This is a genomic window from Actinomadura napierensis (assembly GCF_039529375.1).
In the GTDB taxonomy this organism is placed as follows: Bacteria; Actinomycetota; Actinomycetes; order Streptosporangiales; family Streptosporangiaceae; genus Spirillospora; species Spirillospora napierensis.
This window is the reverse complement of the sequence record NZ_BAAAMR010000272.1, coordinates 618-1,002: the sequence shown is the minus strand read 5'-3', so window position 1 is coordinate 1,002 and position 385 is coordinate 618. Positions and strand designations below refer to the sequence as shown.

The following is a 385-nucleotide window of genomic DNA, read 5'->3' as shown; positions in this document are numbered from 1 at the left end:
AACAGGTACACATCAAGAAAGATTACCTAATGCACAAGAAATGTATACTCATGGTATGCATCTCGCTACTAATTCTTTTGAAATAGGTAACCGCTTTCTAAGAAAAGAGAAATCCAATAATTTAGAAATCAGTCTGGCCTATAAGGATGATTTACTTGATTATCAAATCAGTACTTACTATTATGATTTTGATAACTATATATATTTACAGACACTCAATGAAGTTTTAGGAACTACAAAAGTTAGAGATCAGCATACACTACGTATTAATCATTATAGCCAGTCTGCTGCTAATTTTTATGGATTAGAGGGCAACATAGGGTATCAATTTAATTCTGTTTATCACGGCTCTCTTTTTGGAGATTATGTGAAAGGCCGTTTAACA

1 protein-coding gene is annotated in these 385 nt (G+C 32.2%); it reads left to right on the top strand.

Annotated elements, in window-relative coordinates; genetic code table 11:
• Positions 1-385: TonB-dependent receptor (locus tag ABD296_RS49380; protein WP_344285457.1), on the top strand; the 385-nt coding region annotated here is incomplete at both ends.